The 25576-nt window shown below is 35.2% G+C and carries 16 protein-coding genes and 3 pseudogenes; 12 read left to right on the top strand and 7 right to left on the bottom strand.

What is annotated here, in order from left to right; translation table 11 throughout:
• The first annotated feature begins 44 nt into the window (after positions 1 to 44).
• Both hflD and purB read left to right on the top strand, forming a co-directional pair.
• A complete protein-coding gene (gene hflD / locus L3081_RS21930) occupies positions 45 to 674 on the top strand; it encodes a high frequency lysogenization protein HflD (RefSeq protein WP_242288441.1) in 630 nt (209 codons plus the stop codon).
• A gap of 50 nt (positions 675 to 724) precedes the next feature.
• Positions 725 to 2095 carry an adenylosuccinate lyase gene (gene purB / locus L3081_RS21925; RefSeq protein ID WP_242288440.1) on the top strand — a complete coding sequence of 457 codons (1371 nt, stop codon included), beginning with the start codon at positions 725 to 727 and terminating at the stop codon, positions 2093 to 2095.
• Positions 2096 to 2220: 125 nt separating this feature from the next.
• Here the strand turns inward: purB and L3081_RS21920 are convergent, their stop codons facing one another.
• On the bottom strand, positions 2221 to 3426 hold the full coding sequence (locus L3081_RS21920) for an FAD-dependent oxidoreductase (protein WP_242288439.1): 1206 nt from the start codon (positions 3424 to 3426) through the stop codon (positions 2221 to 2223).
• Between the two features lie 247 nt (positions 3427 to 3673).
• Here L3081_RS21920 and miaB point away from each other — a divergent pair, with 247 nt between their 5' ends.
• The 5 genes from miaB to lnt all read left to right on the top strand — a co-directional run bounded on the left by miaB (position 3674) and on the right by lnt (position 9234).
• A complete protein-coding gene (gene miaB, locus L3081_RS21915; protein ID WP_242288438.1) occupies positions 3674 to 5125 on the top strand; it encodes a tRNA (N6-isopentenyl adenosine(37)-C2)-methylthiotransferase MiaB in 1452 nt (483 codons plus the stop codon).
• 164 nt (positions 5126 to 5289) lie between these two features.
• Positions 5290 to 6303 (top strand): PhoH family protein, encoded by a 1014-nt coding sequence (locus L3081_RS21910; RefSeq protein WP_242288536.1) that lies wholly within the window; start codon positions 5290 to 5292, stop codon positions 6301 to 6303.
• A complete protein-coding gene (ybeY, locus tag L3081_RS21905) occupies positions 6303 to 6758 on the top strand; it encodes an rRNA maturation RNase YbeY (RefSeq protein ID WP_242288437.1) in 456 nt (151 codons plus the stop codon). The genes L3081_RS21910 and ybeY overlap by 1 nt, the downstream gene beginning before the upstream one ends.
• Before the next feature lie 26 nt (positions 6759 to 6784).
• Positions 6785 to 7678 (top strand): HlyC/CorC family transporter, encoded by an 894-nt coding sequence (locus L3081_RS21900; protein ID WP_242288436.1) that lies wholly within the window; start codon positions 6785 to 6787, stop codon positions 7676 to 7678.
• 194 nt (positions 7679 to 7872) lie between these two features.
• Positions 7873 to 9234, top strand: a complete 1362-nt coding sequence (gene lnt, locus L3081_RS21895) for an apolipoprotein N-acyltransferase (RefSeq protein ID WP_242288435.1) — start codon at positions 7873 to 7875, stop codon at positions 9232 to 9234.
• A 98-nt stretch (positions 9235 to 9332) separates the two neighbouring features.
• Here the strand turns inward: lnt and L3081_RS21890 are convergent, their stop codons facing one another.
• Both L3081_RS21890 and L3081_RS21885 read right to left on the bottom strand, forming a co-directional pair.
• Positions 9333 to 10295 carry a GGDEF domain-containing protein gene (locus L3081_RS21890; RefSeq protein WP_242288434.1) on the bottom strand — a complete coding sequence of 321 codons (963 nt, stop codon included), beginning with the start codon at positions 10293 to 10295 and terminating at the stop codon, positions 9333 to 9335.
• A gap of 48 nt (positions 10296 to 10343) precedes the next feature.
• Positions 10344 to 11451 (bottom strand): annotated as a pseudogene (locus L3081_RS21885) (response regulator).
• Between the two features lie 196 nt (positions 11452 to 11647).
• On the opposite strand from L3081_RS21885, the gene tpx reads away from it, so the two are divergent.
• Positions 11648 to 12301 (top strand): thiol peroxidase, encoded by a 654-nt coding sequence (gene tpx / locus L3081_RS21880; RefSeq protein ID WP_242288535.1) that lies wholly within the window; start codon positions 11648 to 11650, stop codon positions 12299 to 12301.
• 322 nt (positions 12302 to 12623) lie between these two features.
• Positions 12624 to 13101 (top strand): annotated as a pseudogene (locus L3081_RS21875) (Hsp20 family protein).
• A gap of 55 nt (positions 13102 to 13156) precedes the next feature.
• Here L3081_RS21875 and L3081_RS21870 read toward each other — a convergent pair.
• The 3 genes and pseudogenes from L3081_RS21870 to prmB form a co-directional block, all read right to left on the bottom strand.
• Positions 13157 to 14353: an MFS transporter gene (locus L3081_RS21870; protein ID WP_242288433.1), complete on the bottom strand. Its 1197-nt coding sequence runs from the start codon at positions 14351 to 14353 to the stop codon at positions 13157 to 13159.
• 35 nt (positions 14354 to 14388) lie between these two features.
• Positions 14389 to 15512 (bottom strand): annotated as a pseudogene (gene aroC / locus L3081_RS21865) (chorismate synthase).
• 37 nt (positions 15513 to 15549) lie between these two features.
• Positions 15550 to 16488, bottom strand: coding sequence for a 50S ribosomal protein L3 N(5)-glutamine methyltransferase (gene prmB, locus L3081_RS21860; RefSeq protein ID WP_242288432.1), 939 nt, complete (start codon positions 16486 to 16488; stop codon positions 15550 to 15552).
• 150 nt (positions 16489 to 16638) lie between these two features.
• On the opposite strand from prmB, the gene smrB reads away from it, so the two are divergent.
• Complete coding sequence (smrB, locus tag L3081_RS21855) at positions 16639 to 17232, top strand: endonuclease SmrB (RefSeq protein ID WP_242288431.1); 594 nt, start codon at positions 16639 to 16641, stop codon at positions 17230 to 17232.
• Positions 17233 to 17242: 10 nt separating this feature from the next.
• Here the strand turns inward: smrB and sixA are convergent, their stop codons facing one another.
• Positions 17243 to 17770, bottom strand: a complete 528-nt coding sequence (sixA, locus tag L3081_RS21850) for a phosphohistidine phosphatase SixA (RefSeq protein WP_242288430.1) — start codon at positions 17768 to 17770, stop codon at positions 17243 to 17245.
• 155 nt (positions 17771 to 17925) lie between these two features.
• Between sixA and L3081_RS21845 the strand changes: the two genes are divergently transcribed.
• Entirely contained in the window at positions 17926 to 20736 is a 2811-nt protein-coding gene (locus L3081_RS21845) for an insulinase family protein (RefSeq protein WP_242288429.1), read from the top strand.
• A 179-nt stretch (positions 20737 to 20915) separates the two neighbouring features.
• The gene (locus L3081_RS21840) at positions 20916 to 25556 is read left to right on the top strand and encodes an EAL domain-containing protein (RefSeq protein WP_242288428.1); all 4641 of its coding nucleotides are present in this window, start codon (positions 20916 to 20918) and stop codon (positions 25554 to 25556) included.
• Positions 25557 to 25576: the final 20 nt, after the last annotated feature.

Genomic DNA, 25576 nt, shown 5'->3' with positions numbered 1-25576 from the left:
GTATCAAAATAAAAACACATTTAAAGAAGTAAATTAAAACATAAATGAAAGATCAAACGATAACTTTAGCCGCTATTTGCCAAGCCGCTCAGCTTGTACAGCAAGTTTCACAAACCGGGCAAATTGATGAAAATGAGCTTGCTGTTTTAGTGAATAGTATTACCATAACATCCCCCATAAATACGTTAGCAGTATATGGTGGTGAGTTAGAAAACATAAAATTAGGATTAGAAACCTTAATTCACCATTTAAGTGATAATTCAAATAGTAAAGGTAAAAAAATAAAAGACCCTGAGTTAACACGTTATATTATTAGTTTAATTAATTTAGAACGAAAATTAATTAAACAACCTAAAATATTAGCACAATTAGCTGAACGTATTGAGGCAAGTAAAAGACAAATAGAACATTATAGTATTACCAGTGAAACACTTATTGCCGCCTTTGCAAGTATCTATAGCGATATTATCAGCCCATTAGGCGCTCGTATTCAAGTCACTGGCGAGCCAAATATATTAAGGCAAACCGCAAACCAACACAAAATTAGAGCCTTATTATTGGGCGGTATCCGAGCCGCAGTGCTATGGCGACAAGTTGGCGGTAGACGAAGAAATATATTTTTTAGTCGAAACAAAATAGTAAAAACTGCACAACAACTTTTGAATACACTTTAATCTGTTAAATAGCAGTCATTTTAAACATAAATTTTAATCTAGGAATAATTATGGAACTTTCAGCGTTAACCGCAATATCACCAGTAGATGGTAGATATGGCAGTAAAACAAGGGACTTACGCCCTATCTTTAGCGAATTTGGATTAACCAAATACCGTGTGACCGTTGAAGTACGTTGGTTACAAAAATTAAGTGCTACCGGCGCGATCAAAGAAGTTCCAGTGTTTAGTGACACGGCAAATAACGTATTAAATTTGATTGTAAGTGATTTTAATGAAGAAGATGCTTTACGCATAAAAAAAATTGAAGCAACGACTAATCACGACGTAAAAGCCGTTGAATACTTCTTAAAAGAAAAAATAGCAGATAATGCAGAATTAAATGCTATTACTGAGTTTATTCATTTTGCTTGTACATCAGAAGATATTAATAACTTATCGCACGGTTTAATGTTAAAAGAATGTCGCGAGTTAGTCTTGTTACCGACCATTGATGAAATTCTTGCACAAATTAAAGGATTAGCGCATGAATACAAAGCTATTCCTATGATGTGTCGTACTCACGGACAACCGGCCTCTCCTAGTACACTAGGTAAAGAAATGGCGAACGTTTATGTACGTTTACAACGTCAACGTAAGCAAATTGTCGCCGTTGAATTGTTAGGAAAAATTAATGGTGCGGTTGGTAACTACAATGCTCACGTCAGTGCTTACCCTGAAGTAAATTGGCATCAATTTGCTGATGAATTTGTGAGTTCATTAGGATTAACATGGAATGCTTTCACTACACAAATTGAACCTCATGATTATATCGCTGAGTTATTTGACGCTATAGCGCGCTTTAACACTATTTTAATTGATTTTGATAGAGATGTTTGGGGTTATATTGCCCTTGGACATTTCAAACAAAGAACAATTGCAGGGGAAATAGGCTCATCCACAATGCCACACAAAGTTAACCCTATTGATTTCGAAAATTCAGAAGGTAATTTAGGCATTGCTAATGCAATATTTGGTCACCTTGCTCAAAAATTACCTATTTCACGTTGGCAACGTGATCTTACTGACTCAACAGTATTACGTAATTTAGGTGTTGGTTTTGGTCATGCAATTATTGCATACCAATCAACCTTGAAAGGAATTAGTAAATTACAGGTAAACGAGGAAAATTTAGCGAAAGAGCTTGATAACAACTGGGAAGTATTGGCTGAGCCAGTGCAAACAGTTATGCGTCGTTATGGTATTGAAAAGCCGTACGAGAAGCTTAAAGAATTAACACGTGGTAAACGCGTTAATGGTGATTCTATGCGCGAATTTATTAATAACCTTGATTTACCTGATGCCGTAAAAGCAGAATTATGTTTATTAACGCCTGCAACTTATATTGGTCGTGCCGTATCATTTATTGATGAGTTAAATTAAACGACATACACTGTTGATTAAAAAAGAAGACATTCGTCTTCTTTTTTTCATTTTTTTTGCACAAGAATTTTATCCCTTTTTATTCTTCCTCCCTATCTTAATTAACTTGAGCGTGTTTAAAGGTATTAAATACCACACGCATAGGCTAATGCCTTATTTTTAACTACGTTATTAAGCAAAGGAACTTTATTTACAGCCAATAAACTCGCACTTCTTAATACTTTAATTATCGGCGAGGGGTGACTAAAAGCATGATATAAAACATCCATCGTTGATTGCATTAATAAATTATCTGTTCGTCGCATTTTTTCATAACGCCCTAAAACATGAGCTTTATGCCAAGATTCCCCTTCACCAATCGCACTGGCGATAACACTCTGCAACGCTTGAACATCTTTAAAACCTAAATTAACGCCTTGTCCCGCCATAGGATTGATTGTATGAGCCGAATCACCTAATAACAATACTCGGTTGTTTTGGTAAGTATTCGCATGCCGACGCGTTAAAGGAAATGCTCCTTTGGCCAATACTTCTATCTGCCCTAATTTTTGGGGGAACATAGCCATAACTTCTCGTTGTAATTGTTGATTCGACAAAGCAGATAATCTTTTAATTTCATCACGTTGATGATACCAAACTAACGAGGCATACCCGTTAGCAGCCGTTTGCGAATCAAAACTTGTGGCTAACGGCAAAAAAGCCACAGGACCGGTAGGAAGGTATTGTTGCCATGTAATATCTTGTTGTGACATTTGAGTTTTCACGTTGATCAGCATAGCAGACTGTTGATAGTCCCAAGCGGTAGTACCAATATTAACGAGTTGTCTTACCTGGGAATTGGCGCCATCAGCCGCAATAACCAACTTAGCAGTTAAAGTGATTTGCGTTAGAATCAACGTTGCCTTATCGTTATCTTGTGTTAATGAAACTAATTTTTCAGGACAAAATAATTGAATATTGCTTTGCGCCTTTATTTGTTGCCATAAAGACAATTGTAATAATCGATTTTCAACTATATGCCCTAGATGATCTTGCTGAATATCTTTAGCATTAAACTCTGTGTAAGCATATTCATGCTCCCACACACCTAAGCGTTTATAAGGACAAGCTCGCCATTGCTTAATTTGAGACCAAGCACCAAGTTGCTCCAACAAATATTCAGACGCTAATGAAATCGCTGAAACACGTAAATCAAATGCTTGTTCAATATCAAAACATTTAGGTTCACTTTTCTCAATTAACGCCACAGTTAAGCCCAATTGCGATAATGCTAATGCGCTTGCCGCACCAATCATCCCACCACCGACGACGACACAATCAAAATTTTTCATCTGGCACTTATTCCCTCTTAAATCTATTAAACTTATTGTATCTAAGCGGTGTAATTTAACCTAGGACTAATACATAGAAATTAATTTATGTAAAACAGATGGCACTAAGCTCGAAACTTTGAATTATTTAATGTAAAATACGTCTCCTTTTATCGACACCTCAGTTTAGAGAGTTAAAACTAACGATCAACTGATATTTCAAATAGTCGATTTTAATCGTCACGTGAATTTGTAAGAGTAAAAATAAATGAGTAAAAAGCTATACATCAAAACTTGGGGCTGTCAAATGAACGAGTATGACTCGCAAAAAATGGCCGAATTACTAGACTCAACTCATGGTTTTTCATTAGCACAAGAAGCCGAAGATGCTGATGTGATTTTACTCAATACATGCTCTATTCGTGAAAAGGCTCAAGAGAAAGTATTCCATCAACTTGGTCGTTGGAAAACATTAAAAGATAAAAAGCCTAATTTAGTCATTGGTGTTGGTGGTTGTGTCGCTTCACAAGAAGGTGATGCAATTCGACAAAGAGCGCCTTTTGTCGATATGGTTTTTGGACCACAAACCCTTCATCGCCTACCTGAAATGTTAAACCAATTACAGCGTAGTAGCAGCCCGATAGTAGATGTAAGCTTCCCTGAGATTGAAAAGTTTGATCGACTACCAGAGCCAGTCGCCGACGGGCCTAGTGCCTTTGTTTCAATCATGGAAGGCTGTAGTAAATATTGTACCTTCTGTGTTGTACCTTATACACGAGGCGAGGAAGTTAGTCGCCCTCTTGATGATGTTTTATATGAAATAGCACAATTGGCTGAACAGGATGTACGTGAAGTTAATTTACTTGGTCAAAATGTAAATGCCTATCGCGGTGAAATGCACGACGGTAGTATTTGTCGCTTTGCCGATTTAGTACGTTTAGTTGCAACCATTGATGGCATTGATCGTATTCGCTACACCACGTCACACCCAGTAGAATTTACAGATGACATTATCGATGCTTATGCCGATGTGCCTGAATTAGTGAATCATTTACATCTACCTGTTCAAAGCGGTTGCGATAGAATTCTTACACAAATGAAACGCGGACATACCGCAATAGAATATAAATCACAAATTCGTAAATTGAAAAAAGTTCGTCCTGATCTTTGTATGTCTTCTGACTTTATCATTGGTTTCCCTGGTGAAACTGATGAGGACTTTATGGACACCATGAACTTAATTGAAGCCGTTAATTTTGATTTAAGCTTTAGTTTTATTTATAGCGCACGTCCTGGTACGCCTGCAGCTGACTTACCTGACGATATTAGTGATGAAACCAAAAAACAGCGTTTAGCCCTATTGCAAAATAAAATAACCCAACAAGCGTTACGTATTGCTAGACAAATGCTAAACACAGAACAACGCATATTAGTCGAAGGTCCATCAAAGAAAAATCCAATGGAACTACGTGGTAAAACGGAAAATAACCGTACAGTAAATTTTGTTGCCCCTCATTCAGTTATAGGTCAGTTTGTTGACGTAAAAATTACCGATGTTTATGCTAACTCTTTACGCGGAGAGTTAATCCGTCAAGAAAGTGAAATGGGACTACGTATTGCGCACTCACCTGCAGATATATTAGCTAATAACCACCATCAAACATCAAAGGCAATAATAAGTAATTTAAATGACTTAGGTGTTGCCACTTATACACCCTAAGATGAATACTGTTTTTAACTAACTATAAGTTCATCATTATAATGGAAAATATTTTGACTGAAAAATCAAAAGAACAGATTACAGCAAAAGCAAGTAAGCCAAAAGGCCATCAATTAACCTTAGATCCTGTTGATAATGAGCGTCAAGCAAACTTATGTGGACCCATGGACGATCATTTGAAAACAATTGAACGTCGTTTAGGGGTAGAAATTAGTTATCGTGGCAACCTATTTACGGTATTAGGTAAAGACGTACACTGCCTTGCAGTAATAAACTTACTAAAAAACTTATACTTAGAAACAGCAACTGTCAAAGGTCAACAACAAGAAATAACCAGTGAAATGGTGCACCTTGCGATACTTGATGCTAATGTCTTAGAACAAGATATTAGCAATTCAACTTCCACTAAAGAAGCCTCAGAATTGGGGGCTAATTATGAAAAAATGGTTACCATTAAAACTAAGCGTGGCACAGTCAAACCTCGTAATGGTAACCAACAATCTTATGTACAAAACATCATTACCAACGACATAAGTTTTGGTGTAGGTGTCGCCGGTACAGGAAAAACATACCTCGCTGTTGCCTGTGCGGTCGACGCTTTAGAACGACAAGAAGTTCGTAGAATACTCTTAACTCGCCCTGCCGTAGAAGCAGGAGAAAAATTGGGCTTTTTGCCGGGTGATTTATCACAAAAAATTGACCCATACTTAAGACCTCTTTATGACGCATTATTTGAAATGCTAGGCTTCGAACGAGTAGAAAAGCTTATTGAACGTAATGTCATCGAAATTGCACCGTTAGCATATATGCGTGGCAGAACATTGAATGATGCTTTTATTATTTTAGATGAAAGTCAAAATACAACCGTTGAACAAATGAAAATGTTTTTAACAAGAATAGGCTTTAATTCGAGAGCGGTCATTACGGGTGATATAACTCAGGTTGATTTGCCCCGTCATCAAAGCTCTGGATTACGCCACGCCATTGAAGTGTTACAAGATATTCAAGGTATTAGCTTTAATTTTTTCCAATCGAAAGATGTTGTTCGTCATCCTGTGGTTGCTAGAATTGTTGAAGCCTATGAATCTCATGAGCAAAAGATAAATAGACAAAAAAATCTTAAAGAAACGGCTAATATAAATAACCAAAGCACTACACAAACTGAATCAAAGACCTAATGATACACATTGTTGATATACAAAACGCTTGTGATGCGCAAATTTTACCTTCTGATGACCTTTTTCAACTCTGGGTTAATAGCGCATTAAACACGATTACCACGCAAGCGTTTGAACTGACGATTCGACTAGTCAACTCAGATGAAAGCCAACATCTTAATAAACAATATCGAAAAAAAGATAAACCGACCAATGTATTGTCTTTTCCTTTTGAAGTGCCTGAAGGAATTGAGCTTAATTTATTAGGTGATTTAGTGATTTGTTCTTCTGTTGTAGAACAAGAAGCGAGTACGCAAAATAAAGCATTATTTGATCATTGGGCACATATGGTAATACATGGATGCTTGCATTTAGTAGGATATGATCATATAAACGATACTGATGCGAATGAAATGGAAGCACTAGAAATAAAAATTTTAGCGAAATTATCCATTGCAAATCCATATAACATATAAATTAACATAGGAAATACTCCGACTCTATGAGCGATGACGCCCCCCACTCGAACAACGGCTCGAAGAAAAAATCATTTTTGAATAAAATTATTCATATATTTCGTCCTGAGCCAAAAAATAAAAATGACCTTGTTGATGTTTTAGCTGATGCTCAACATCGTGAACTAATTAACCCAGAAACAAAACTCATGATTGAAGGAGTCTTGGGCGTATCAGAAATGCGTGTCCGAGATATAATGATCCCTCGCTCTCAGATGGTTACCATTGACATCAATCATAGTTTAGATGAGTTTTTACCGATTATTTTAGAATCAGGTCATTCGCGTTTCCCTGTGATTAATGAAGATATTGACCATGTTGATGGCATTTTATTAGCTAAAGATTTACTCGCTTTTGGCTTTAACACCTCGGTTGGCAATTCAAGTAACAATGAAATCAGCCTAAATGATATTATCCGTCCGGCTATCATTGTGCCTGAAAGTAAAAAAGTAGAGCCACTATTAAAAGAGTTTCGTTCAAACCGCTATCATATGGCGCTCGTTGCTGATGAATACGGTGGAATTTCAGGTGTTATCACCATTGAAGATATTCTTGAACAAATTGTTGGTGAAATTGAAGACGAAACTGATGATGATATTGAAGAAGACATAAAAGTACTGGCAGGTAATGTCTACTTAGTCAGAGCCTTAACTGAACTAGCCGATTTTAATCATTACTTTAATAGTAAGTTTGACGAAAAATCAGCAGATACAATCTCAGGTATTATTTTACAAAAACTACATCATATGCCACAAAAAGGTGAACAAGTAACCATTGGCCACTTTGATTTTAAAGTAGTCGCGGCTGACACCCGATGCATGCAAATGTTACAAGTAACGGTTGCCAAAAAGCATAAAATCAATGGTAAAACGAGTGACTAAAGCAAACGAAAACACGCTGTATTCTCGTTTTAAAACAACACTAGTCAATAAAGCTTATTGGATCTGCTTTTTGTCAGGTTTAAGCTTAATATTTGCCTATGCGCCGTTTTCGCAATGGTATTTATCGCTTATAGTTCCGAGCCATTGTATTACATTTAATACAAAATCAACCGCCCAGAAAAGCAGCTAAATTGATGGCTGCTTTTGCCCTAGGTTGGTTTGGCAGTGGTATTAGTTGGGTTCATGTAAGTATCGACCAGTTTGGCGGCTTACCCTTAATTATTTCCTTAAGTTTAATGGTACTGCTGTGTCTTTATTTGTCAATATTTCCGCTTGCCGCTTATCTAACGGCACGTTTCTCTATAAATAAACACCTTAACTTGTGGCTTCTACCTCCTTTTTGGCTTTTTACCGAATATTTGCGTGGTGTGGTTTTAACCGGATTTCCTTGGTTATCCTTAGGCTATAGCCAAATAGATAGTCCGTTAGCTAGCTTTGCACCTGTCATTGGTGAGGTAGGCATAACAGCCATAGTCTTAATAATAAATATCTGTTTAGTTGAAATTTTCAATGCAATAAACCAACAGACTTATACAAAGTTAAGATTGCCAATAATCATTGTATTGGGTTTAGTGTTGACCAGTTTTTTATTGTCCAAAACATCTTGGGTTAAGCCAAACGGCGAAGTAACAACAGTTGCTCTGGTGCAAGGTAATATAGCCCAATCAATAAAATGGCAACCTGAGCAAGAATGGCCAACTATGCTCAAGTATTTAGATCTAACTCGAGTCAATTACGATGCGGATATTATCATTTGGCCTGAATCAGCCATTCCGGCTATGGAGCCAACGGTACAAGACTACTTAACCACAGTAAACCGCTCCGCACTATTAAACAACAGCGCTATAATTACCGGTATCATTAATTACAATTTTGAAAGTAAAGCATATTATAATAGCTTAATTACATTAGGTAAAAAGCAAACAGAAGATGAACAAGGTTATTTTTATAATCACAGCAATCGCTATTCAAAAAATCATTTGTTACCTATAGGCGAGTTTGTCCCTTTTCAAGAATGGCTAAGACCATTAGCCCCTTTTTTCAATTTGCCTATGTCTTCTTTTAGCCGAGGCAATTACGTTCAAAAAAACCTAATTGCTAAGGGGTTACATATTCTACCACTACTTTGTTTTGAAATAGCCTTTCCTCATCAACTAGCGGCCAATTTAACTAATGAAACAGATTTATTATTAACGGTGAGTAATGATGCCTGGTTTGGTCATTCACATGGTCCACACCAACATATGGAAATTGCTAGAATGCGTGCATTGGAGTTTGGCAAACCATTATTACGTGCAACCAATAATGGCATAACTGCGGTGGTTGATTACCAAGGTAATTTCCTTGCACGTATTCCGCAGTTTGAAGAAAACGTGTTAAAAGCTAAAGTGCCACTCGTGTCAGGAGAAACACCTTATAGCCAATGGCCAAGACTCATTTTATTGATAATGATAATTGCGCCAATAACCTGCACTCTTATTTTAAGACACAAATAATAATGTTAAACGGTTATTGCTTTTAACCTATATATTTCAAATAATAAAAATATTTCAAACTGAATTCAGGTTATTTAAACTAATGACCATAAACTTATTTACTTTTGCTTAGGGTGTAAACTAATTCTATTACGGCCATTCTCTTTCGAATGATAAAGCGCAGCATCAGCACATTCAATCCAAGCTTCATAAGTTTGAATCGAGGCATCCACCTCTGCAATACCTAAACTAATTGTATATTTTAATTCGATATCATTGTATTTAACCACAGCAGATTCCACTTCTCTACGTAAACGTTCAGCAAACACATAAGCATTTTTTAATGACGTATCGGAAAGTAAAATAGTGAATTCTTCACCACCATAGCGACCTGAAATATCCGTTTCACGTACATGTTCTCTAATCAATGCTGAAATATGTCTAATAACCTCATCACCCACTAAATGTCCATAAGTATCATTTACATTTTTAAAATGATCAATATCTATCATAACCAACGAACTTGAATGTTGACTACGAATCCGCTTATATTCAGCTTGTAAACAGTTTTCCCAATGAGTACGGTTGAATAAACTTGTTAAACCGTCTGTTTGACTCAAAATCGCTAATTCAGCATTAGCCGTCTCTAAACTCATTTTATGTACTGCGGTATCGGTGACATCATAAACAAGTAAACATAAATGAGTAACATCCCCTGTTGAGGAAAGTAACGGAATAAATGTCGTGTTTTGATACATAAAATCTGCGCTACCTGTTACAGGGCGATAACTGTCAAACTTGAATACATAAGGACGTTGTTCCCAAATAGTAAATGCTTTATTTTTTAATAAAAAAACCGCTTCTGCTTTACGCCTAAACCATTCTTGTGGTATTTCATCAAATAAATCAAATAATACTTTATCTTTAGCTTCCCTCGGAAAATAACCACTATGGTTTTCCATAAACCCATTAAATATTTGAACTCTAAACTCAGTATCCAAAACCACTAACCCAACATCAATGTTGTGAAGCATTTCCATCAACCAGTGTAATTCATTTAATTGTGACGTTTCTAACGACATACGCATTCCAACTTTATAGGTCTACATTCATTCAGCAAAAAAATAAAATTACTCTAACAAGTAAGCAAGTTTATTATTCAATATTTGCATAGATTTTTCGGTAAATAGTAATAACAAATCGCATTTTATAGAATAGTTTTCAATGCTATAGCTAATTTCTATTGCTAATGTTCTTTTCCATTTAACAGCATTATTTGCAATTAATTCTGATATTCTCCTGTTCTGACCTAACACCACAGGGTGACCTTGGCTAAAGTCAATATCAAGTTGTTCTGAAATTCCCTTTAAACAAGCGCCTATTAATACATTTGCCAAATCCATTAATAATTCTAATTCAGTACCCGCATCATCGTCATACTGATAATTCATTAAAGAGGCAACATCTTTAAAGCTTGAGTCATTTAAAATTAGTAAGGCTTCACCCGAAATACCTGCACTAATAAAGCCTTGGCAAACACCCGAGGTACTTTCGTTTGCTTCAACATCTTTAAGCGCCATTCTTACCTCGCTTACTTCAATAAAGTTTACATTAGGTATAGGCAACTCTACAAACACATCAAGTAAACGTGCTAATAAATCTCCTGCTCGCCCCATAGCGACATTAGCAATTTCTTGGTAACAATCACGTAAGTCAGATGATAGAGTTACCTGAGTATTATCGATAGGCTTGGATAAATCTACGGGTGAAATTTTTAACGGCGGATGGTTTTGTTTTATTTTGACTTGGTTTTTCAACAAGAGGTTCTGCACCCGACTTATTAATAACGGGCTCAACTTGAGTTTCATCTTTGCTAAAAACACCATAGGACAGTAAAACTTCGGTTAATTTTTCTTTATTTACGGGTTTTTGAATAAAATCTAAAGCCCCTAAACTTGTAACTCTTTTATGTGCCTCAGGTTGAATGTCCCCTGAAACAACAATAGTTAACGTAGGCAAGTCTTGCTGCATAATAGCTTCAAGCACTTGATAACCATCCATATTTGGCATATTTAAATCGAGTAACAGCACATCACCTTTACCCGCTTTTATTGCTTCTATACCTTCAATGCCGTCGGTGGCAAAACTTATATCGACATCCCACCCATCTGGCAATGAACGAGCAAGCTGCTTGCGCGCCATATTGGAATCATCACAAATAAGTAACTTAGTTGACATAGAGAACACTACCTTTGTAAAAATAATTTTTTATCATAAGAAAACCAAGTATCTAACCATTGAACTAACATTTGCACACTACAAGGTTAACAGTAGAGTATAATTCAATAATTTTACAATTATTATTAAAAATATTGCAGAAATTAACGGTAAAAAACGGTAAACTTACCCTTTAATTTAATTATCCCAACTAATGATGAATTTATCTACCTTAAACAAACTTTTATTTTTCTCACTTTTTGTTATTTTTAGTTTATCTTTCAATGCGAAAGCCTTTAATCAAGATAATCTAACTCAAACACAAAACTTAGTTAAGGCAAATGACAAATATGTCACTTTACTTGGAACTCAAGTTAATATTGGTGAAAAAGCACCTGATTTTAAAGTGGTTGATAAAAATTTTCTACCTGTTCAATTATCTGACTTTAAGGATCAAACTATTTTAATTTCAGTTGTTCCTAGCCTAGACACTGGTGTTTGCTCCATTCAAACAAAGCGTTTTAATGAAGAAGCCGCCAAATTACCTAGTAACATAACACTACTAACCATCAGTAATGATTTACCTTTTGCTCAAAAACGTTTTTGTAAGGTGGAAGGAGTCGATCAAATAAAAGTTTTATCTGATTCTGTTTGGCGTAATTTTGGTGAAAACTATGGCTTAATTATTAAAGATATGGGTTTACTTACACGCGCTATTTTCATTATTGATAGCAAAGGCAGTGTGCAGTATAAAGAATTGGTAGCAAATATTTCACAACATCCTGATTATGAACGTGCACTTAGCGCCGTAAAAAACATTGCTCCAGTCCTTGTTGTTGAAGACGGCAATGAAACAGAGAATAACGATTAAAAAATAAACACCTAAAAATCAAACAACTACAAATTTATTTTATTTTATCCTTGAAAAATAAAACCACAGTCCCATCTTTATTATTGTAGTCGCCATATGGGGCTACAATTAACTCATTGCCTGTTCATATACACCTTTATTAGGTAAGAAAGGCAGCATTATTTTATCAATGAGTACTGATAAGTTTTACTATATAAAGCAATGTAAATACACTGTTATGCAACCTAGTTGGTAATAGTAGCAACATATAGAGAAAACCAAGGTAACAGCGACTTATTGCTTAAAATAATATTATTATTGCTAATTATTAGGATATTTTATTATGCGTACATCAACAACAGATTTCAGCCCACTTTATCGTTCATTTATTGGTTTTGATCATTTAGTTTGGTCTAATGGACAAAGCTTCTCGCTCTGACAAACAATCATCATACCCTCCGTACAACATTGAACTATTAGCCGAAGATCAATACAGAATTACCATGGCAGTTGCGGGTTTTAGTGAACAAGATATTGATATTGAATCTAAAGACAATAACTTAATTGTGATAGGCACTAAATCGGCCGATGCAAGTGTAAATAACGAAACGAAAGAAAATCAGACTCCTCGAAGATTTTTACATCAAGGCATTGCTGAAAGAAACTTTGAAAGAAAGTTTCAATTAGGTGAGCATGTACGAGTTATTGGTGCATTTATGAAAGATGGTTTATTACATATTGATTTACTAAGAGAAATACCAGAAGCATTAAAGCCTCGTAAAATAGCTATCAACGGAAAAAGCTTATTACAGGAGAATTAAACCTCAACGTTAAATGTTAATTTCCTATCCCTTATTGTTATTTATTTTTGCCCAGTCATTTGACTGGGCTTTTTTGTTTAACTTGAGCCGGCATAAACCACATTAACAAAGCAGCGAATAAAACAGTGCCACTGGCAGTTAGAAAAGCGGTACTAGCACCAAGACCATCAAGCCATAAAACACCTGCCACATAGGCACCTATAGCCCCGCCCACACCATAAACACCCCCCAAATAAACTGCTTGTCCTCTGGATTGCTGACAACGAGTAAAATGTTCACTAATAAAAACCATTGAAGCACTATGAAAAAGTGCAAAACTTGCGGCATGTAATAGCTGTGTAAATGCCAAAAGCCAAATTGAATCTGCATACAAAGCGACTAAAAACCAACGAAGTGCGGTTGCCGCTAAACTGAAAATTAATATTGTCTTTAATGAAAAGGCTTTAAAGAAGTTACTAGCAAAAATAAACACAAGAATTTCAGCAACAACACCAAGAGAAATTAATAAACCAACCGCAAAACCAGGATAAGCTAAATCACGTAAAAACAGTGCAAAAAAACCATAATAAGGCCCAAAACTAATTTGCAATAACACACCAGAAATAAAGAAAATAACAAATCTTGGCTCTAGTAATTTACCGGTTATTGCCAGTGCTTGTTGCTGAACTTTGTTCACCATGCGTTGTGGTTTAATCACCATGGTTGACAATAATAAGCACAATAAAATAACGCCTCCCATCAACACAAATGCATCAGTAAAGGAACTAATAATGCTATTTGATGCATCAACTTGGGTATAGTATTCCATCACCTGTCCTGCAAAGACGGCTAATGCAACAAATCCTAAACTACCCCACAAACGAATGCGTGCGTATATTTTGCTACTATGTCGAACAGAAGTTAAGGTAAACACTTCAAGTTGCGGTAAAATTGCTGTCCAAAAAAGACTAAATAAAGCTAAACAGAAACTAATTGGCCAATAACTATTTAACCAAAACAACACGATAAAGCTTAATAACGCCGGCAATGCGCCAAGGCGAATAATAAGTAATTTTTGACCCGTTTTATCCGCTAAAATTGCCCATAAACTGGGGGCGACTATTTTAGTGGCAGTAAGAATAGCAAAAATTTCACCTAGCTCTACCGAGTTAAAACCTTTGCCGTCTAGAAATACCGAAAGGTAAGGTGAAATTAAACCAAGAATTGCGAAGTAAAAAAAGTAACTCGTAGAAAGTCGAGTAAATAATGACAAAGTAAATCCTTAACGTCTCGACTTATAAAAAATATTTAGTTTTGTGTAATCACTGGGGTACTACAAATAACATCAGCATTTTGTGCTCTATGCCTTAAGTAGTGGTCCATTAACGTTAACGCCAAGATAGCTTCAGCGATAGGTACTGCGCGAATACCAACACAAGGATCATGACGCCCTTTCGTGATAATATCAGTCGCCACGCCATTAGCATCCACAGTTTTACCACTAACGCCAATGCTTGATGTTGGCTTTAATGCTAAATGCGCAATAATATTTTGACCCGAAGATATACCACCTAAAATACCACCTGCATGATTACTATTAAATCCTTCAGGTGTTAACTCGTCTCTATGCTCTGAGCCTTTTTGATTAACAACCGCAAAACCATCACCGATTTCAACCCCTTTAACGGCATTAATACTCATTAGACCATGAGCAATTTCTGCATCAAGGCGATCGAAAATTGGCTCACCTAAACCAACAGGAACATTCGTTGCCACAACACTAATTTTAGCGCCTATTGAATCTTTAGCACGCATAACATCCCGTAAATGCTGATCTAATTGTTCAAGTTTACTGTTGTCAGGAAAAAGAATTGATTTGCTTCAACTTCTTCCCAATTGATGGTGGCAAAATCAAGCGGGGCACTATCAGCAGACGTGGCTGTAATATCACCAATTTGCGTTACACAAGCTTGTATTTTCATACCAAACTTTTGTAAAAGGAATTTTTTTGCTACTGCGCCGGCCGCAACACGCATAGCCGTTTCTCTTGCCGAAGAACGGCCCCCACCACGATAATCACGTAAACCATACTTTTGAGTGTAGGTATAATCAGCATGACCTGGACGGAAGCTTTGTGCAATATTGCCGTAATCTTTAGAACGTTGGTCTGTATTCTCAATAATTAAACCTATCGGTGTACCTGTTGTTTTACCTTCAAAAACACCTGACATAATTTTAACTTTATCCGCTTCATTGCGAGCGGTAGTAAAACGCGATTTACCTGGACGTCGTCTATCAAGATCACCTTGTAAATCTTCCTCAGATAATTCGATTCCCGGTGGGCAACCATCAATAATAGCACCAAGGCCTAAACCATGGCTTTCACCAAACGAAGTGACAGTAAATAATTTTCCAAAGGTATTGCCTGACATTCTAACTCCAACGTCTATTTAATTTATATGATTTTTATTAATGATTTTCTAAAGCTGCAGTAAAAGTGTCTGAATGCTCAACTAATTGTGCCTTAGTTAACATAAATACGCCATGACCACCACGCTCAAAGTTAAGCCAAGTAAACGGAACATCTTTATACAAGGCTCTCACATGAACTTCTGAGTTACCAACTTCACAGAATAAGAAACCGCCCTCATTAAGATGCTCAGCACTTTCAGCAAGGATAATCCGAACAATATCTAAGCCATCATTACCACAACCTAAACCCATTTCCGGCTCATGTTGGTATTCTTGTGGCATGCAATCAATATCTTGTTGATCGACATAAGGTGGATTACTGACAATTAAATCATAACATTGCCCTTCAACCCCAGAGAAAACATCAGACTGAATTGGAATAACTTGTTCACAAAGACCATGGTTTTCTATATTTATTTGCGCCACATTAAGTGCATCAATAGATAAATCGACGGCATCTACGTCTGCCTCACTAAAATAACTAGCACAAGCAATAGCTATACATCCACTTCCCGTACATAAATCTAAAATACGTTTAGGTTGTTTATTTGAAGCAACATAAGGAAAAAATTGATTTTCAACTAATTCAGCAATAGGTGAACGCGGTATTAATACTCTCTCATCAACATAAAAAGGTAACTGGGCAAAATAAGCAACATGAGTAATATAAGCAACCGGAATTCTCTCTTCAACACGACGAGAAAACAAGGCCAAAATATTTAATTTTTCCGATTCAACCAAGCGACAGGACATTATACTGTCATCAAGTTCATTAGGTAATGATAAAGCGTACATAACCAAGATATAGGCATCGTGAAACGCATTATCACTGCCGTGCCCATAAAATAATTCAGCTTGATTGAATAACGTCGCACCATATCGACAATAATCAGCCACGGAATGTAACTGGTTAGTGATAGCGGATAACTGAGTCATTTAAAAATCCTATTGCTTTTAAGTAGTGTAAATAGCCTAACGTTGTTAGAACCTGTTCAAAGTATCAATTAAGATCAATTAAATTAGCTGAAGTATAATTCATTACATTCATTTCTTGTAAAGATTAACAGATATTTTTAAACTGTCATGATGAAAATGAAACATATGCTGCAAAAATTAAATAACCATCAAAAATCGAACGACATCACTGATGAAAAACTTTTTCAACAATCGATAGGTAAGGTAAAACGATTAAAAGTGGACACCATACACTTTGATAAAAAACTCAGCAAGCCTAAAAGTAGCTCTCAACAAAAAAAACATCAAAAGAATACTTTGCATGATAAAAGTAAAGCACTTGCGCAATTTTACTTTTCTGATGAATTTGAACCAAATTTAAGTACTCAAGGCCCGATGAAATACGTTCGTGGTGATGTTAGTAGTTTTGAAGCCAAAAATTTACGACGAGGAGTTTACAGGCCTGATCTAATTTTAGACCTGCATGGTTTAGATCAAAGACAAGCCAAGCAAGAAATTGCTGCATTACTCTATGCTTGTCAAAAAGAGCATGCACAGTGTATATGTATCATTCACGGGGTTGGCTCTAAAGTATTAAAAAATAAAGTTCCTCATTGGTTAGTGCAACATCCCGATGTTATGGCATTTCACCAAGCCCCCTTAGAATGGGGCGGCAATGGTGCTTTGTTAGCCTTAATTGAACTGAAAGACAAATTTAAAACATAAAAGATAAAAACTAAAGAATACCCGTATTTTCAGGTAAAACTATATCAACTAACTTGCCTTGCATTTTTACAATATCATAATCAATTACCGCTATAGCACCGGTCGAAAAAATTGGCATGTTAGTCGAATCCGTTAATTCACCCACTAAATAACTCACAAAAGGCATATGAGAAACAAATAATATAGCTTCTTTTTCATCGCAGGTATTATGCTGAGAAAACTCAAGTTCATGACATAAGCCATCAATAAAATCATGAACGTGCTTCACATTGCCTGATGGTGTAATTAAATCCAGTGTTTCAGAATTAATCCCTGACAGTTTTGCTGACTTGTTAAAAGCTGACATTACATTATTACAGCTTTGCTGCGCTCTAACATAGGGGCTAACAAATATTTTCAGTAATCTTGTTAGCTTACATTGGGCTAACCAAAAGCCCATTTGCTCAGCTTCAACAACACCTTTTTTTGTCAAAGGTCTCTGTGAATCTTCACCTTCAATATTTGCAGCCTCTCCATGGCGCATGATATAAATATACATTGATTCTCCCGCTTATCGACTCGATAAACTTACGCGGTGTTTGTTTTTTTGCTATAGTAATAGAAATATATATTAAGTGTTAAGAATAAAATAGACTCTTATTATACCATAAGGTAATTTAAGGTAGATAACGAATTAAAATTAGGAACCATGAGTTGAAGCAAAGTCCGAATGATTTAAAAAAATATCAGCCACTTACCTTAGACAATGGTTTACGTGTTTTATTGATTCATAACGAAGAGACTGACAAGAGTGCTGCCGCATTAGCCGTTAACGCCGGTCACTTTAATGATCCTTCTGATAGAGAGGGGTTAGCTCACTTTCTTGAACATATGCTTTTTTTAGGAACTACTAAATATCCTGATGGTAGTGAGTACCAAAAATTCATCAATCAACATGGTGGCAGTAATAATGCTTGGACAGCCACAGAACATACCTGCTTTTACTTTGATATTCACCACCAACATTTTAATGAAGCGCTTGATCGCTTTAGCCAGTTTTTTATTTCCCCTTTACTTTCCGATGAATTCATTAGCAAAGAACGTAAAAACATTGAAGCTGAATTTAAATTAAAACTAAAAGATGATGTTCGCCGTTTATATGACGTGCATAAAGAAACGATCAACCAACGACACCCTTTTTCTCAATTTTCCGTTGGAAATGTTGACACCCTAGCCGATAGAAATGGTGTCAGTATTGGTAAAGAAGTAAGCGCTTTTTTTGAGCAATACTATCAAGCAAGCTATATGACCCTAGCCGTGGAAGGTCCACAATCATTAACTGAACTAAATAGTTTAGTGCAGGGTATGTTTAGTGATATCAAAAATAATAATCACCCTCTATCAACGGTTACCCACCCTCTGTATTTGCCTGAACATCAAGGAATACAGATAGATGTACAACCAGTAAAAAAAGAGCATAAATTAATTATCAGCTTTGCAATGGAAAGTATTGATAAGTATTACCAAGACAAACCCGAATCTATACTAACTTACTTAATCGGTCATGAGGGTAATGGCAGTATTTTAGCCAAATTAAAACAAGAGCAATGGGCAATGAGTTTAACCGCCGGTTCAGGTATTAATGGCTCAAATTTTAAAGATTTTAATATTAGTATCGGCTTAACAGAATTAGGTGAATTACATATTAATGATATTATTAGTATCGTTTTTTCATATATAGGCCTATTAAAATCAGAAAAAATACCGAGATATTATTACAAAGAAAAGCAAATCATAGCTGACTTGTCTTTTATGTATCAAGAAAAGTGCAGCCCACTAGACAATGTGAGCCAACTCGCTATTAATATGCAACATTATCCCAGTGTTGACTATATTTTTGGTGATTACATCATGTCAGGTATGGATGATAACAATATAAATCACCTGCTTAATTATCTTAATGCAGATAATCTTCGCATTATTCATGTTAGCCCTAACAATACTTTTTCTAAAACAAGTTTCTGGTATCAAGTACCTTATCATACAAGTAAAATACCAGAAGAAATATTAACTTATTGGCGCCAACTATCCACACCAACACATCCACAATTTCAGGTAAATAAGGATCTCTTTTTACCAGAAGAAAATCCTTATATTAGTGGCAACCCACACGTTTATGATAACGAAGATAAAAATATTCTACCTAAAAACATTGTCTCAACTAACGGCTTATCTGTATGGTACAAACAAGACACAACGTTTAAAGTTCCTAAAGGCTACATATATATTGGTATTGATTCCCCCTTCTCTCTAGAGAGTGTCGAAAACATCGCGATGACACGCTTATTTGTAGATTTATATTCTAATACTATCGTTGCAGAAAACTACGATGCGGAACTTGCTTGTATACATTACCATTTATATGCCCATCAAGGTGGTATTACCCTACAAGTCTCAGGAATTAGTGAAAACCAACCCAAGCTATTAGAAAAACTGCTCTATAGCCTAAAACATCACGAAATAAATGAAAAAAGTTTCAACTTATGCAAACAACAGTTAATGACTCACTGGAAAAATAGCGACAAAAGCAAGTCTATTTCACAGTTATTTTCTACACTCAGTTCATTAATGCAACCTAATAATCCTTGCGCTGATGATTTAGCCAAGGCTTTAGATACTGTCAGTTGTTCCCAATACCAACGTTTCAGTAAACAACTTTTTGAAAAAATAACACTCGAAGTGTTAATTCATGGTAACTGGCTTATGGAACACGCCACTAACATTGTAGACAATATAAAAATAGCTTTTGATAACAATTATAGTAATGAATATGCAGTGCAATGCCCTGTTATTGATATTTTCAATAAAAAAACACTTGTTTACCCCTTAACGATACCTGAACATGATCATGCTACAGTTATTTATAATCCACTACGAACCCGAGATGAAAAGTTAGTGGCCCTAACCATGGTAGCAAGTCATCTTTTATCCCCTTTGTTTTTTCAAGAAATGCGCACTGACAAACAATATGGCTACCTCGTCGGTGTCGGGTATGTGCCAATAAACCGATATCCAGGTATTGCTTTTTATATTCAGTCACCCAATACCGATGCGATTACCTTAACGAGTGCTATAGATAAATTTATTATTGAGAGTATAAGCACGATTAAAAGTCTCAGTATCGAGGATTGGTCACATCTTATTCACGGATTAGCGGGACAACTGCAAGAAAAAGATAATAATTTAAGAATTAAAAGTCAGCGCTTTTGGGCTGCAATTTGTAATAAAGACCTTCAATTTAACCATAAAACCCAACTAGTTAAGGCTATTTTATCTTTAAAATTTGAAGAAATCCTTACGTTTATTGAAAGCCAATTGATGGTACAAGCTAAACCTGACAGAATTATTCTCATGTCAATACCAACAGAAGAGTCCATCCTTCCTAACCAAATCCAACACGTACTGGATAGTAATCAAATAATCGACCTAAATGATTTCACAAAAAAAAGTCAAAGAAAATATTAATACTGCCGATATACAAAGATTACAATAAAAAATAAAGGCATACACTCAGACAACAAAGATTTGACTTAAGGTGACACATCATTTTAAATGGTTCGTCATATACTTTCGTCTAATGCTATATATGTTTAAGAATGTTTAAAAATAATTTTCCCTTTACTTTAGCTAAGCTAGGTTGATCTGTGCTCTCATATTTTACTAACACCTTAAAAAAATTCATCACAATTGTTTCTTTTACTATTTTTTCCTACCCTATTTTTGCATATGAGCAACTCAACGACGAGTCAATTTCAACAGAAGACGCCTATATAGAATCAAGTAATGAACAACTAAGTTTCAGTCAACTTTCCACATTACAAGGCTTGTCTAATTCTAACGTCTTTGGTATTACTCAAGACCACCAAGGTTTTATCTGGTTTGCCACTGAAGATGGGTTAAACCGTTTTGATGGTAGTAATTTAGTGACCTACCGACAAGATATAAATGACAAACATTCAATCGCTGATAATGTGATTCGTAAAATATTTATAGATAATGAAAATATACTGTGGGTAGGTACCGAAAATGGCTTAAGCCGTTATAACATTGAATTAGATAATTTTGACACGTTCACGCACAAGGACAATGATGATTCATCCCTTAAAGACAATCAAATTTGGGATATTTATCAAAACAAAAATGATTCATCTACTAATACTCAAACCTCATTACTTTGGATATCAACAGCTGAAGGACTACATACTCTCTCGCCTTCAAATAGCAATAATGACATTAAATTCAACCGAGTTAATGTCCGCAACTATAATGATAGAATTCGTGAAATCAAAACCATTTTTCAAGATAAACAGCAAAACTATTGGCTAGGTACTTTTGATAAAGGAATTCATATACTCAGTAAAAGCCTTAATTATATTGGTTCACTAAAAAAAGCAAATAAATTCAATTTAACTATCGAAGCGAATGCCTTATTTGATATGAAAACTATTGATAACCAATATTGGGCGGCAACCGATAATGGGTTATATATTGTTGATGATCGTTATCAACTTGTTTCTCATTTCACAGAGCAACAAAAGCAAAACAACAAAAACCAAATTTTATTATCAAATAATATTAGAGCAATAGAACAATTTGATGAAAATCATGTTTGGCTAGCTACTCACAATGGCTTAAATACCATTAACTTATTAAATAATGATATTAAAGCCTACCAAGACAACAAAAAACCAAAATCGTTAAGTGAAAACTGGCTAATGGATATTTACCGTGATCATAACGATATTATGTGGTTAGCAAGTTATGGTGGAGGGATAAATAAATATTCGCCATTAACAGGACTTATTTTTCATGGTTTAATTAAAGATAACAAACAAAAATATCGAGTAGAGTCATTTATAGAAACAACTGATAGTACAATTTGGCTATCAACTGAAAAAAACGGTCTATTTAGCTTATCTAAGACTAAAAAATTAACAAAGGTTGAAATTCATTTAAACGATGGTATCTGGCGAATTACATCCCCAAACCCAGACATTCTCTTCATTATTACTAATTCAGGTAAACTTTTTGAATACAATATTCTTCAAAAAGTTTTATTAGAAAAAGAAAAATGGTTAAAGGAAACAAATTATCCTGCTAATAACGCTATTTTAGCTTCAACAGGCGCTCTTTGGTATATTGATAATGAAGGGTATCTCAATAAATACCAAACAAATGATGAATTATTTACACGCTATTCAACATTAAATAATGATAAATTTATTCATTTACAAATTAATAATGATAAAATAATTTTATTAACCGAAAACAATAAAGTATTTACCTTTAACATTAACAATAACGACTTTGAAAAAAATCATTATGAATTAAGTAAAACAATAAACACCAAGTCGATAAATAATATCTGGATACATAATAACAACATATTCTTGGGATCAGATTCCCATGGATTAATGATTGTTAACAAAAAAAATAAAAAAACAAGAATCTTTAATGAGAATAATGGATTAACAAACAACTACATTGCTTCATTGCTGATAGACGAAGATGAAAATATTTGGGTGGCAACCAATTCAGGACTTAACTCAATATCCCTTAAAACATCTGAAGTAATAAAGTTTGACATTGATTTTGCTATTAACACACCTGAGTTTTTAGTGTCTTCAGCCTTTAAAGACAGTAAAGGTAGGATGTATTTTGGAAGCCCTAATGGCTTTTATCAATTTACTCCCAGTGAATTATTAAAAATAAATCATAATATAACGCTTCCAATATTCACCAATCTTTATGTTGCAAATAAAAGAACTCCTATTGATGCAAAAAAAACCTCTACCTCCAATAAAGAAGACACATTCACTTTAGATAAACATTTAAATTCTTTAGATAATTTAGAGTTAGCTTATAAACAATCACCCATCAGTATTGAGTTTGTATCACCCAACACAAAGCTGCCCTCACAGCTACGTTATCGATATAGGTTAGTAGGATTAGAGAAAGATTGGATTGATGCTGTAACAAATACTACGGACAATCGTGCCACTTACACTAACTTAAGCCCGGGAAAATATGTCTTTGAAGTGCAAGCCTACGACATATATGACTCAAACAAACCAAAAACCAGTCAATTGAATATGCACATATTACCACCATGGTGGTTATCAACAGGTATGTTACTGGTTTACACCGTGCTAACATTACTCTTTTTAGCCTATATTCTTCAACAATATAGGAATAAACAACTCTATAACTCACAAATAAAAGAAAGCGAAGAACGTTTAAAATTATCTTTGTGGGGTAGTGGCGATGAAATGTGGGATTGGAACATAATCACAGATAAAATATACCGTTCAAATATTTGGGGTATTCTAGAGTTCCCACAAGATGGAACACGAAATAAAAGTGAATTTACAAACAACAAAGGTGCTATAAAAACCAATATTCATCATCATGATATTGAAAGAGTTAAAATAGCTTTAGAGGAACACTTTACTCAAAACACAGCCCATTTTGAAGCTACCTACCGTGTCAAAAATAAAAACAATAAATGGGTATGGATTTTAGATCGTGGAAAAATAGTTGAACGAGACGAAAATAATAATCCTTCACGTATGACAGGTACCCTTAAAGATATCAGCCAAATAAAAAAAGCAGAAGAACGATTAAAGTTATTTGCTCGATGTATTCAAAATATATCTGACGCTGTTATTATTTACGATCGCCAATTTATTGCTGTTGACGTCAATAAAGCTTTTCAACGTATAACGGGCACAAATAAAAAACAAACCATTGGTAGTTCACTCACCTTTAATCAATACCCTAAAAGCTTTACACAAAATGTGAAACAACATTTAGTATCAAAAGGGAATTGGTATGGTGAAATAGAAAGTATTCGTGATGATGGTAGTAAATATTTAGCAGATTTAAATATTGATATTATTTATGATGAAAACAACAAAATCTCTCATTTTGTTGGTGTTTTTTCAGATATAACAAAACGAAAGGAAACCGAAGCAGAGCTAAGAAAGTTAGTCAGCTCAGATACACTAACAGGTTTACCAAATCGCTCTTATTTTCAAGCTATTCAAGCCCGTTTAGTGAAAAGTAATATTGATCATGCTTTACTTGTTTTTGATTTAGATAATTTCAAAAAAATTAATGATTCCATGGGACACCAAGTAGGCGACGCAATATTATGTCAAGTTGCCAAACGTATGTTAACTCTTGGTCGAAAACAGGATACCGTATATAGGTTGGGCGGCGATGAATTTAGTATTATAATTGAAGGCACCAACGATATTCATACAATTACTTCGGCAAAGGACATATTACGTACGGTTGCCATTCCTTTTAAAATAAAAAATCAAGAAATCGTACTGTATAGCAGTATAGGTATTGTACTTTCCCCAGAAGATGGTGTTACAGCTCACGAATTATTGAAAAATGCTGACACAGCCATGTATCATGCTAAAGGAAGTGGTGGCAATAAATACCAATTTTTCAGTGATTCCATGAATAAAGAAGCCGTGAAAAGGTTACAAATTGAAAGCTTGATTAGACACGGCTTAAAAGACGACTCTTTTTCTGTTTATTACCAACCTAAAATCGAAATTTCAACTGGCAAGATAGCAGGGATGGAGGCTTTAGTGCGCTTCGAAACCCCTAACAAAGGACTGATTAGTCCAGTAGTATTTATTCCAGTATCAGAAGAAACTGGCCAAATAATAGATATAGGTGAAATCGTATTAAGAAAAGCTTGTTATGCTACTAAAAAATGGGTAGATCTTGGATTATTTGAAGGTAGAGTTGCGGTAAATTTATCTGCCGTACAATTCACTCAAGCAAATTTAGTCTCTCAAATTGCAAGTATTTTAAAAGAAAGTAAATTACCCGCCAAACATTTAGAATTAGAAATAACAGAAGGCACTGTCATGAATTCTCCTCAAGAAGCAATAGACACCATGCTTCAAATCAGAGCGTTGGGAATTCATTTATCTCTTGATGATTTCGGTACGGGCTATTCTTCTTTGGCCTATTTGAAAAAATTCCCGCTTAACACACTAAAAATAGACAAAGCGTTTGTTGATGATATTGAAGAGTCTGAGCAAGGTAGGAATATGGTAGCCACCATTGTCACCATTGCCCATAACCTGGGTATGGATGTTGTCGCTGAAGGCGTAGAAACCAATCACCAACTAAGCTTTTTATCAGGATTACGCTGTGAACAATTACAGGGGTATTTATATAGTAAACCCTTGGCGACTGAACATTTTCAAAAATATTTACTTGCTCACCAAATAGCCAAAAAATCGACAGCCTTTAATTAAACCTTCACAACTTTACCTTT

Origin of the sequence: Colwellia maritima, from assembly GCF_022669015.1 — a bacterium.
Classification (GTDB): Bacteria; Pseudomonadota; Gammaproteobacteria; order Enterobacterales; family Alteromonadaceae; genus Colwellia; species Colwellia maritima.
The sequence above is the reverse complement of the archived record's forward strand: the minus strand, read 5'-3'. Positions and strand labels throughout refer to the sequence as shown.

Coding starts and splice junctions, on each gene's coding strand:
- miaB (WP_242288438.1), top strand. CDS start 3,674: ATGAGTAAAAAGCTATACATCAAAACTTGGGGCTGTCAAATGAACGAG.
- prmB (WP_242288432.1), bottom strand. CDS start 16,488: ATGACTCAGTTATCCGCTATCACTAACCAGTTACATTCCGTGGCTGAT.
- tpx (WP_242288535.1), top strand. CDS start 11,648: ATGAATTTATCTACCTTAAACAAACTTTTATTTTTCTCACTTTTTGTT.
- sixA (WP_242288430.1), bottom strand. CDS start 17,770: ATGTATATTTATATCATGCGCCATGGAGAGGCTGCAAATATTGAAGGT.
- L3081_RS21890 (WP_242288434.1), bottom strand. CDS start 10,295: ATGTCGTTAGAAACGTCACAATTAAATGAATTACACTGGTTGATGGAA.
- ybeY (WP_242288437.1), top strand. CDS start 6,303: ATGATACACATTGTTGATATACAAAACGCTTGTGATGCGCAAATTTTA.
- hflD (WP_242288441.1), top strand. CDS start 45: ATGAAAGATCAAACGATAACTTTAGCCGCTATTTGCCAAGCCGCTCAG.
- L3081_RS21900 (WP_242288436.1), top strand. CDS start 6,785: ATGAGCGATGACGCCCCCCACTCGAACAACGGCTCGAAGAAAAAATCA.
- L3081_RS21920 (WP_242288439.1), bottom strand. CDS start 3,426: ATGAAAAATTTTGATTGTGTCGTCGTCGGTGGTGGGATGATTGGTGCG.
- L3081_RS21910 (WP_242288536.1), top strand. CDS start 5,290: ATGGACGATCATTTGAAAACAATTGAACGTCGTTTAGGGGTAGAAATT.
- purB (WP_242288440.1), top strand. CDS start 725: ATGGAACTTTCAGCGTTAACCGCAATATCACCAGTAGATGGTAGATAT.
- smrB (WP_242288431.1), top strand. CDS start 16,639: ATGAAAATGAAACATATGCTGCAAAAATTAAATAACCATCAAAAATCG.
- lnt (WP_242288435.1), top strand. CDS start 7,873: ATGGCTGCTTTTGCCCTAGGTTGGTTTGGCAGTGGTATTAGTTGGGTT.